The organism is bacterium (assembly GCA_040757115.1).
Classification (GTDB): domain Bacteria; phylum UBA9089; class CG2-30-40-21; order CG2-30-40-21; family SBAY01; genus JBFLXS01.
The window spans coordinates 1-9949 of record JBFLYA010000078.1 but is presented as its reverse complement, the minus strand read 5'-3'; the positions used below and the strand labels follow the sequence as shown (position 1 = coordinate 9949).

Annotated in this window: 9 protein-coding genes and 1 pseudogene; all 10 read right to left on the bottom strand. The window is 33.6% G+C overall.

Annotation, left to right across the window (positions count from 1 at the left end):
- Nucleotides 1-101: 101 nt before the first annotated feature.
- A complete protein-coding gene (locus tag AB1422_08750) occupies nucleotides 102-548 on the bottom strand; it encodes an RHS repeat-associated core domain-containing protein (protein MEW6619405.1) in 447 nt (148 codons plus the stop codon).
- A gap of 175 nt (nucleotides 549-723) precedes the next feature.
- On the bottom strand, nucleotides 724-1215 hold the full coding sequence (locus tag AB1422_08745) for a hypothetical protein (protein MEW6619404.1): 492 nt from the start codon (nucleotides 1213-1215) through the stop codon (nucleotides 724-726).
- Nucleotides 1212-1538 carry a hypothetical protein gene (locus tag AB1422_08740; protein MEW6619403.1) on the bottom strand — a complete coding sequence of 109 codons (327 nt, stop codon included), beginning with the start codon at nucleotides 1536-1538 and terminating at the stop codon, nucleotides 1212-1214. Before AB1422_08740 ends, AB1422_08745 begins: the two co-directional genes overlap by 4 nt.
- A gap of 172 nt (nucleotides 1539-1710) precedes the next feature.
- Nucleotides 1711-2220: an RDD family protein gene (locus AB1422_08735; GenBank protein ID MEW6619402.1), complete on the bottom strand. Its 510-nt coding sequence runs from the start codon at nucleotides 2218-2220 to the stop codon at nucleotides 1711-1713.
- Between the two features lie 38 nt (nucleotides 2221-2258).
- A complete protein-coding gene (locus AB1422_08730; protein ID MEW6619401.1) occupies nucleotides 2259-6500 on the bottom strand; it encodes a DUF6531 domain-containing protein in 4242 nt (1413 codons plus the stop codon).
- A gap of 418 nt (nucleotides 6501-6918) precedes the next feature.
- Nucleotides 6919-7181 (bottom strand): annotated as a pseudogene (locus tag AB1422_08725) (type II toxin-antitoxin system RelE/ParE family toxin).
- Nucleotides 7168-7377 carry a hypothetical protein gene (locus AB1422_08720; GenBank protein MEW6619400.1) on the bottom strand — a complete coding sequence of 70 codons (210 nt, stop codon included), beginning with the start codon at nucleotides 7375-7377 and terminating at the stop codon, nucleotides 7168-7170. Before AB1422_08720 ends, AB1422_08725 begins: the two are co-directional and overlap by 14 nt.
- 154 nt (nucleotides 7378-7531) lie before the next feature.
- Complete coding sequence (locus AB1422_08715) at nucleotides 7532-9271, bottom strand: hypothetical protein (protein ID MEW6619399.1); 1740 nt, start codon at nucleotides 9269-9271, stop codon at nucleotides 7532-7534.
- 75 nt (nucleotides 9272-9346) lie between these two features.
- Nucleotides 9347-9619 carry a hypothetical protein gene (locus AB1422_08710; GenBank protein MEW6619398.1) on the bottom strand — a complete coding sequence of 91 codons (273 nt, stop codon included), beginning with the start codon at nucleotides 9617-9619 and terminating at the stop codon, nucleotides 9347-9349.
- A 64-nt stretch (nucleotides 9620-9683) separates the two neighbouring features.
- Nucleotides 9684-9949: hypothetical protein (locus AB1422_08705; GenBank protein ID MEW6619397.1), on the bottom strand; the 266-nt coding region annotated here is incomplete at its 5' end.

Genomic DNA, 9949 nt, shown 5'->3' with positions numbered 1-9949 from the left:
TGACCCTATTCTACTCTTATTTGACATCTTAAGTAAGGCTGCTATAAATCCTGCATGTGGTTGTAATCCATAAAGATCAATCCAATTAATCGGATTATTGCTTACATATACATAAAGATGTTGTAGTGTAGTGTAGGATCATATATGTAACCTTGAAGTGACCCAATATTTCCTATTGGCCGATGTTCATAGGGAAGTTGTACTGTAGCTATATTCGCTAGATCCTTACTCACAAATCTCCCCACTTGGGGATCATACCATCTTGCGCCAAAGTAAAATAACTTACTTTCTGGGTCATATTGTTTGCCTGTGAAGGAGTTATAGTTATATTTACCAATGTAGCCTTGCTTTACCTCTCCAAATGCATCGTAGTCATAAGAAGTTAGAACATTTCCTCCCCTATCTGTGATATCCCTTATACTCCCTAATCCATCGTGATGGAAGAAAGCAGTGAATAATCCTCCCATGACTAAATCCTTTGATACAAGCTGGTCATTTGCATAAATATATTCTCCTAATGGCTTGGCACTCCAAAAATCATACTCCATAAACTCTTTCTGCCCATCCCAGAGATATACTTTTATCTCACTTCCACCCTGCCTGGCTAACCTTCTGCCAAAACTATCATAATATTAGATTGTCAAAGAGCAATTAAGTGGAAAAACTTAATCCCTACTTTCTACATTCAAGGTCTGACCTTAATTCCTAATCTGACCCTAATCCCTAATCCTTGAAATCTTCTTCTGTTTCTTTTAATTTCTCTGATTCAGGAAATATTATAAGAGATTCTTTAAGACATTTTAAAGCTTCTTCTTTTCGATTAGTTTCAAATAAACACTTACATTTACCCCCATATGCTTCCTCTAAAAATTTTCTACTCATATTTATACTCTTCTCAAAAAGATGAAGAGCTATTTCATTGTTGTCCTCTACTGCGTAAGAATAAAAAGCTAATTCAAGTAAAGCATCCATAGATTTTTCATCAATTGCCACTGCTTGTTCTAATGCCTCTTTTGCATCTTCAAGTTTCCATTGGTTACTATCCTCTTCATCCAAAAGTTGAATCAACTCCCCTTTTAGGACTAATAAAGGAGTAAGATAAGGAAATTCTGTTAAGAGATGTTGAACCTCTTTTAAAGATTTCCTAAAGTCTTCTTGTTTCTCTAAAATCTCGATTGCTTCCATTTTTTCTTTCAGATATTTGAAATTTCTCATTTTTTCCTCTTCTTCAATAATCGTTTTCTTTCCTGAATTAACTTTTTCATTTGTTGAGCTTTTTTATCACCTTTTTTAGCTAGTTCTATGATTTCCTGATAAGTTTTCTTTGCATATTCAGAATGATATGATTTTGAGCGTTTTAAATATCCGGAAATCAGAGCCTCTGCTTTCTCTAGAAATTTTGCTCCTTTCCCTACTTTCCCAACAAGTCCTAACCCTGGGATAAGCATTAACTCATCCCATGTAGATTCAAGTCCAGGCTCTTCCGGGCATAGTCCAAACGGGTCTATCCAATTAATTGGGTTATTGTAGCAGTACATATAGGGATGGAGGTCTTGGGGAATATCTATCATCTCTGGGACTATAAAATCAGGAGATGAAGTATGTAGGTAGGGTCAGACCTCGAAAAGAGAATTTAGACAGTTTAAATTCTCTTTTCGAGGTCTGACCCCAATCCCACTATCCGATTCCGAGCGACCCCCGATTCCCCCCTTATTTCTCATTATCCTGTATTGAACATCTATACACCACATAAGTCTTAGCAATTTTATCGTGTAAACTCTGTTTCTTAGAATCAAAGGCAGCTAAAAGAAAACCAATCCCACATGTGGCACATGATAAGAGAAAAGCGAAATATCTTATCATAGCAATTTTATAATTTATAGGTGTATAATCTTGCTTAACAACCTTTATCCTTACAATCATTTTACCCAATGTAGCTCCATATCTTCCATGCATAAAAATAAAGTAACTACTTAATAATATAAAAGATATTATTACCCACACTTGACTAATTATTTCCCATAAAAGATTAATCTTTCTAATATCATCTACTTTTAGTATTATTCGGAAAAATACTAACATTCCTAAAGAAAAGAAAAACATCCATAAAAATCCGACTAAATCAAGAATCAAAAAATCAATTGTAAGAGAAATACTGCGTTTCCAAAAACTTGTATAACAATATTTATTATGGTTTACTAAAATATTTGGATTTTCCATTATTTTTACCAAATGTATTTTTTAAAATTTGTTTGATATTAATTTTTCTTCTTCTTCTGAAAATTCTCTATTATTTCTGGAAATTTCCCTATTATTCCTGGACTCCAGAGTGTCTCGGTAAATTTTACAAGATCCCAACCTCCATAAAAAGGACCAGCCTGAAATTCAATACCCATGGAAGGTTCATAATAAAACTGCATATTCCACCAATTATATCCTGCTTCTATTCCTAAAACTAAAAGTTGCCCACTTACATAAGCTTTTGTATCTTTCGCTCCTCCAGAAATTCCTATAATTCCTATTTTTGCTCCCCAGTCTTTTAAATTTATTCCTCCATATAATCCCCAATCTTCTTCAGAACATAATCCCCATAGGTCTACCCAGTTTACAGGATTATTGTAGCAATACATATATGGATGAAACTCCTGAGGAGTTTCTTTCATATGAGGAATCAGGAAAATAACAGGAGAAGGTTTTGATAACAGTATTTCAAAAGGCAAGGATAAACTCTGTAACACTATCGGCTCTAATATTGGGTCTTTTGTTATAAACCTCCCTATTTTCGGGTCATAGTATCTGGCGCCGAAGTAATATAACTTACTCTCTGGGTCATATTGTTTCCCCGTGAAGGAGTTATAGTTATATTTACCAATGTATCCCTGTTTTACCTCTCCAAATGCATCGTAGTCATACGAAGTTAGAACATTTCCTTCCCTATCTGTGATATCCCTTATACTCCCTAATCCATCGTGATGGAAGAAAGCAGTGAATAATCCTCCCATGACTAAATCCTTTGATACAAGCTGACCATCTGCATAAATATATTCTGCTAATGGACTGGCAGTAAAATAATCATACTCCATTAACTCATTCTGCCCATCCCAGAGATAGATTGTTACCTCATTACCGACTTGTCTGGCTAACCTCCTACCATATCCATCATAATAGTAATTAACCTGTGGCTGTGAACCCTTACTTACTATTATTAGCCTATTTTCATAATCGTAGGTATAACTAATAGTCCCTTGCGGTGTTACCTTTTCAATTATATTACCATTATTATCATAACCGTAGGTAATACTCCCTGCTTGAATAAGTCTATTTGCCTCATCATAAGTATAGTTTGTTACCCCTTCTAAAGTAGTCATCGTATCACGATTACCTACATCATCATAGGTATAATCAGTAAAACTTTGCTCAGGATATTTCACATGTGTCAACCTGTATAGGTTATCATAAGTATAACTTGTTGTCCCACTATTTGTGAACATATAATTTCTATTTCCTACTTTATCATAATCATAACTAAAGAAAGATATAGTTCCTGCCTGGTTTCTGTTTACCAGTTGGGTTAATCTGTTTAAATTATCATAGGTATAAGAAACTCTTACTAAATTAGGATAATCTACCTCTTTTATAGTTCCTACTGGATTGTAGGTATATGAAATTGTACCTTTGTTATCCTGTAAGACTAAATTAGTTAATCGATTGGCTGGATCATATTTGTATCTCAGTGTCCTTCCATACGGGTCACTAAGGCTTATTCTATTTCCTACATTATCATAACCATACCTTACCTTAAGAAAATCTGCAAAATGAGTCTCAGTACTTAATCTATTTAATTCATCATATTCATACCAGGTATTAAAATAAAAATCTTGCATCTTAGTTAAGTTCCCTACCGGGTCATATTCATAATTTACCTGTTTAGTATCTGGATATATTATTGATGTTAGTCTATTTACCTCATCATAAACATAGTTAATCATAGTCCCATTAGCACTTATCTTATAATCTAAATTACCTGCCTCATCATATTGGTATTCAGTGGTATTGAGTAATGGGTCAATACTAAATCGTAGGCGATTTAAGGCATCATATTGATATTCTGATGTATGTCCATTGGCATCTGTAATAAATCTTAAGTTACCTACCTCATCATATTCATAGCCAGTCTTTAAGTCTCTACCATCTAAAACCTGTGTGACTGTCCCAGGTCTATTTAATACATCATACTCATATCTGGTAATATTTCCTTCTCCATCTATCATCTTAGTTCTATTACCCACCGGGTCATATTCAAATATAGTAATACCTGACTCCTTAGGTCCTGGACCATCCGGGTCTTCCGAGATTACCTTTATTAATCTGTTTAATGGGTCATATTCATAATGAGTAACATTGCCGTTGGAGTCAGTTAGACTAATTCTATTTCCCTCAGTATCGTATTGATAAGCAGTTCTAATAGCTAATCCGAATGGGTCAATAGTAACAGTTCCAGGTCGATTAACAACATCATATTCATAGGTAGTTAGTACACCATTTGCGTCTGTTATACTTATTCTATTACCAACTCCATCATATTCATAATCCGTAGTGCCATTATCTCCTGGATAGATTATATCCGTGAGTCTATTACAGTTGTCATAAATATACTCAGTGATATTTCCATTTGCATCTGTCATACTTATTCTATTACCAACATCATCATAACTAAATTGAGTCACATAATTTAATACTTCATATCCTTCTATTACCTCAGTAAGGTCTCCCCATCTATTCTCATATTCATATTTTGTTTTATTGTGTTTAGCATCTATCATCAATATGCACTGTCCATATCCATTATATTGATATTCGGTCTGGTTTTCTAATGGGTCTGTGACAAAAAGTAAATCACCTGTATTATCATTATATGTAAATGTAGTAGCAGGATGTATAGGGTCGTCAATAGAAGTGATAAAATTATATGTTGGGTGATATGTAAAATTAGTAATTTGAGTATCAAATGGTGCTGGAGGAGTTATGCTGGTTATATTACCCATTGAATCATAACCCATCTTTGTAATATTCCCATTTGCATCTTTAACCCATATCTTATTTAAATCCGTATCCCAGCCAAATTCTTGAATATTACCTACTCCGTCAACAATCTTAGTTATTACATTACTCTCATTATAATAATATTCCGTATTATATCCTTTTGAGTCTGTAACTACAATTTTGTTGTATACCGGGTCATAAGATAAACTCAGCTTGTAATTATTTCCAGCACCTTTTGCCTCAGTTACCATATCATTATCATAATGGTAGGTAAAATATATAGAATTTGAGTTTGCATCTGTTCTCTGAGTGAGGTTATGATTTAAATAAGTATATTTAGTCTCGTTATTTTCCTGGTCAATAACTTTGACCAGGTCATCTCCTTCATAAATATAAGATACCTCTCTTCCCATATTATCTCTAATTAACTTAATGTATTCTTCAGGATAATATTCCAGTTCAATAAACCGTCCTGATGAACTGGTTATTCGAGTAAGTTTATTATCGGTGTAGGTAAGACTTATCTGATTGTCATTTCTATCTATTATAGAAGTTAAGTTGCCATTTGAATCAAAATTATATTCAGTAGTATCCTTTTCTCGTAAAGTATATGTATTATCTATGTTCTTTGTTAAAGTAGAATGGATTCCAGGAGGTGGGAGATAAGTATCATTTTGTTTAGTGAATACAATCCACCTACCAGTTTCATCTACAACTACCACAAAATTATCATTATCCTTTGAATTCTTTTCACTAAATTTTGGAATTTGTGGTGGGGGTTGAGAGTGATATGTTACATAGAACTTTAGTGCTCCAGCCATTGGATTTTGAGATTTGAATAAAAGATACATATTATAACTATGAGTCCAGCCATATCCAAATGGTCCAATCTCATTACTTCTGCTATTATATGTTCTATCAAATTTAATATGAAGATTCTTGCCAGGTAAAAACATATCTTTAGAAGTCATAATCATATTACCATTTGTAATATTTATTGGCTCAAATATCAAGGCATTTCTATCATAGGGGATACCCAGGATAGGATTTTCGGTATCCATATATACCTTGCCTCTTACTTCATCATTTTTAAAGGTAATAGGAGGAGAATAAGCCTCTAATACTATTCGAAGAGAGGTTCCATTAGCCAATTGTTCATAGGTAAAGAAATGGAAAGTATGAACTATCCACTCTCCTACTGGAACATCATAGATTATATCCTCATAATACCATCCGGCATGTTCTATCCATACCTTTATATAATTCCCAGATTGACTACAATCCTCACTAAACTTAACCATTACCGTGACATCAATTTGCCATTCAGAGACTATTTTAACTTCACTTATATACCTTCTTATCCCACATCCTCTCTCTTCTTCACTAAAACACTCTTTTGTTGGCAAAATAAGTATTGATATTAATAATACTAACAATAGAGATGCAAATTTCTTCATTTTAATAGTCCTTATCTTATAAAAATCCCCTTCAAACTTGATATCCGAGAGTCTTCTAATATACTGATAATTATACTTTATTTTTCCTTTTTTGTCAAGTGGCTGATCGAGAATTTTTTAAAAATATCTTCTACTATTTTGGGTTAGACCTCGAGTGAGTGTTGACAAAAAAACTACATTTTGTTTGACGATGAACAAATTTTAGTGTATGTATAAAATTTTAATTGACATAGATTGAAATTGTGGTATAATATGACAACGATGTTTTGTAACCGTTTAGGTAATCCTTTACTGCAGAGACGCAGAGAAAAAACAGAGCAAGGTTTGGGGTCAGGGTCAGACCGTGAATGTTGAATGTAAAAGGAACTACTTTCTACATTCAAGGTCTGACCTTACTCCCCTATCCCTAATTATCTTTTCATGGGAACATCCTGTATATATCTTTGCGATGGGCTATCCGTTGACAAATTATCAAATCGCTTTGCTTATCTATTGTGATACCGATTCTGTAATCACCAACCCGAATCTTATACTTATCTGGATACCCTCAATATATCCAAGCGAAAAGGGGTTACCAATCAGCAGTTCCTCAAAGACTATCTTTTCTGCCCGAGATCGGACTTCTTTTGGCAATTCGGATAGCTCTTTAAGAAAACGCTTTGTGTACTCAACATTCCACATTTGTCTTCAACCACCCATAATATTCTCTTGCTTCCTCTACGGACATTTTTTCGTCATCCTTTACTTCGCCCATCATCTTTGACAGCCCATAATTCTCGATGACATCTTCCAATCGTTCGAATTCCTCAATAGGTATCTGAATAGCAAATGGGCGTTGATTTTCATCGAGAACTATTCTTTTGTGTACTTCCAACATTGTTTTTGCCTCCTCATATTCTCACGTCTAAGACAGAAATAAGCGGTGAGCAAAGCGAATCCGCTTCATTGATCGGTTAGACTTTTAATGGTCGCCGTTTTTCTTCTATCGTCAAGTTAATTCTGCTTTCGAGGTCTGACTCTGATTGTGTTTTTTAGAAAATGATTATCAAATTCAAAAATTCTTGAGAAATTATTGTTAGAACAATAAATAGTGCTGTAAACAAAATTATGAACTTCATTATTTCCCTGTTTTTGTAATAACCCCATTCAAAAATAGCGATGAATGCACTTGTAATAGCATACATAATTAGCACAGAAGTAGTCATTTCAAAATCCCAGTATCTCAATGAACTTGTATATAGGAATAAAAACAGGAGGAATAAAAACAGAACAGTAATCACAAGTGCAATAAGTAAGCTTCGTGTAATAATCTTTCCAAATGAAATATCACTTTTTTGAATTTCTTGTGATTGGGTAGATTTAATGTCAATTTTAGTAATATAAGCGGCGATTGAAAAACCAATTAATGTCAGGAAATTCCATAGACCAAACAATGTAAATTTTAATTTTGAGATTGTTTTGTTTCTAAAAATAATCATACCCGATAATAAACTTGCTAAGCAAGAACATAATATAAAAAATATTAAACCGTATAATAATCCATATCTGCTTGCAAAATCAGCTGCTTTTATTTTAAATGGGGCAGATACTTTCATCCATAAATCTTGAGTTAAATATTTTGAAGGTGGATTTATTTTGATTCTTGTATATTTTACATCTTTTACCGTGAAACCTTGTTCTTGAGCCTCTCCTGCATAGTAAGTGTAAGGCTTCTTTTCATATTCAGCAAAAAAATCTCTTAATCCTTCTGGAGCACTTAATTGGTTTTCAAAGAAATAATTTAGTTCGGCATTTGTTTTAACTCCATCGTATAATTCAGGCTCGACATAATCTAAAACATAAATGACTGCTGCAACTCTTTTACTTCCATAAACAGATGTTGGTTTTAGAGGATAGTATATTTTATCAGTTGGGAATGTAATAAAAACCCCAATTGAATTACTTGTCCCCATTTCCCACTTTTCACCATAGCCTTGTTTTACTGATCCTTGCTCCTGTTTGAATTTTTCAATATTAGAAATCCAGGATATGACAAAAGAATATTCTCGACCTATATATTCATCTAAAATAGACCTTGAAGATTCTGGTAAGTTTAAACCTTTTGAAGTTACATAATTTGTCAATGAAGACCCATCAACAGCAGAAACCAATTCTGTAGTAAGTCCCATTTTTTCAATATGGTTATAAATGGTAACTTCCTCCAACATATCTTCCAGTCCCTTTCTTCCTCCTTCCATTTTAAGCATAGTGAGAGATAAGACTGGAAAGGTATAAATTTGGGTTGCTCGCATAGCCATAAAAACATTAGAGATTGATTCATCAGCTTTATCTTGAACATCATAACCCAAAAATTGAGGGAAATCTTTCACAATATTGATAGCAATTCTATTTGGTTTTACTGGAATAGGAAATATCCAAACTGCTTTTTCTCCGGTTAGTTCTTGACCTGGGTCTACTATTAAAATCATATTTTGGAATCCGTCTTTATAGTTAATTGCACAGAGTTGCTGGTCTTCATTGAATAAATTCCACTTGTCTTCATAGTAAATATGAATGAACCCATCAGCAGAAGCAAAAGGGATAAACGATAAAGACAATAAGACAATTGGGGTGATAACAATAAAAAATTCTATCAGATTTTGCACACAGACAATTCCTCCACCTGCTTTCCATATCTGTTTCAAAAGGTTTTTTGACTTCTCATGTTTTATTCCTTCAGAGGTATCGTAAGCATATACAAGAATGTTCGTATCTATCAGTTTATCTGTCATATAGATCCTCTCCTTTTGAATATAATTTTTTCCCAAGATAAAACCCTCGCTCAAGTAGTTTCATCTATGTATCCTTTATTTCTTTTGTTCATCCATGCAAAATGTTTTTACCATAACAAGGATTTTTGTTCCCATAGGAAGTCCTATCTGTCTCTCAAGACGGATAACATCATCTTCATCTATACCTTTATAAACCTGTTTCAAAGATTTCACTTCCTCCTCTGGGATGCCTAACGATAAAATAACTTGCTCTGTCAGGTTCATTGTTTTGTTAGACTGTTTTTTACCACGAAGAGCACGAAGGTCACGAAGATTGGACAAGACAAATCTTTTTATGCCTTCTTTCAACCTTTCTACATTGAATTTATTAACAAGCCAACTTTAATATTTGCTAACTTTATTAGATATTTCATCAAATTTCACTTCGTGTTCTCCCTGCCCTTCGTGGTTTAATCTCTTTTAGTCTAACGCAGAGTTCAGCGGCGGGGGGAGAATTGCCACTAAACTTTGTAAGCATAATTACCCATTGAGATACTACGTAACCGTTCAGGGTATATATCAAAAGTGTAAGAAAGGGGATAAGGAGATAAGAGTGATATGGAGATAAGATAATAGAAATAGATTGAAATTTATAGAAATAGGTAGAAATTGATTGTGGAAAACAACAAATTTCCATAA

Bases quoted from the DNA above. Each gene is read 5' to 3' on its own strand.
- AB1422_08750 (MEW6619405.1), bottom strand. From the start codon at position 548: ATGGAGTATGATTTTTGGAGTGCCAAGCCATTAGGAGAATATATTTAT.
- AB1422_08745 (MEW6619404.1), bottom strand. From the start codon at position 1,215: ATGAGAAATTTCAAATATCTGAAAGAAAAAATGGAAGCAATCGAGATT.
- AB1422_08740 (MEW6619403.1), bottom strand. From the start codon at position 1,538: ATGTACTGCTACAATAACCCAATTAATTGGATAGACCCGTTTGGACTA.
- AB1422_08735 (MEW6619402.1), bottom strand. From the start codon at position 2,220: ATGGAAAATCCAAATATTTTAGTAAACCATAATAAATATTGTTATACA.
- AB1422_08730 (MEW6619401.1), bottom strand. From the start codon at position 6,500: ATGAAGAAATTTGCATCTCTATTGTTAGTATTATTAATATCAATACTT.
- AB1422_08720 (MEW6619400.1), bottom strand. From the start codon at position 7,377: ATGTTGGAAGTACACAAAAGAATAGTTCTCGATGAAAATCAACGCCCA.
- AB1422_08715 (MEW6619399.1), bottom strand. From the start codon at position 9,271: ATGACAGATAAACTGATAGATACGAACATTCTTGTATATGCTTACGAT.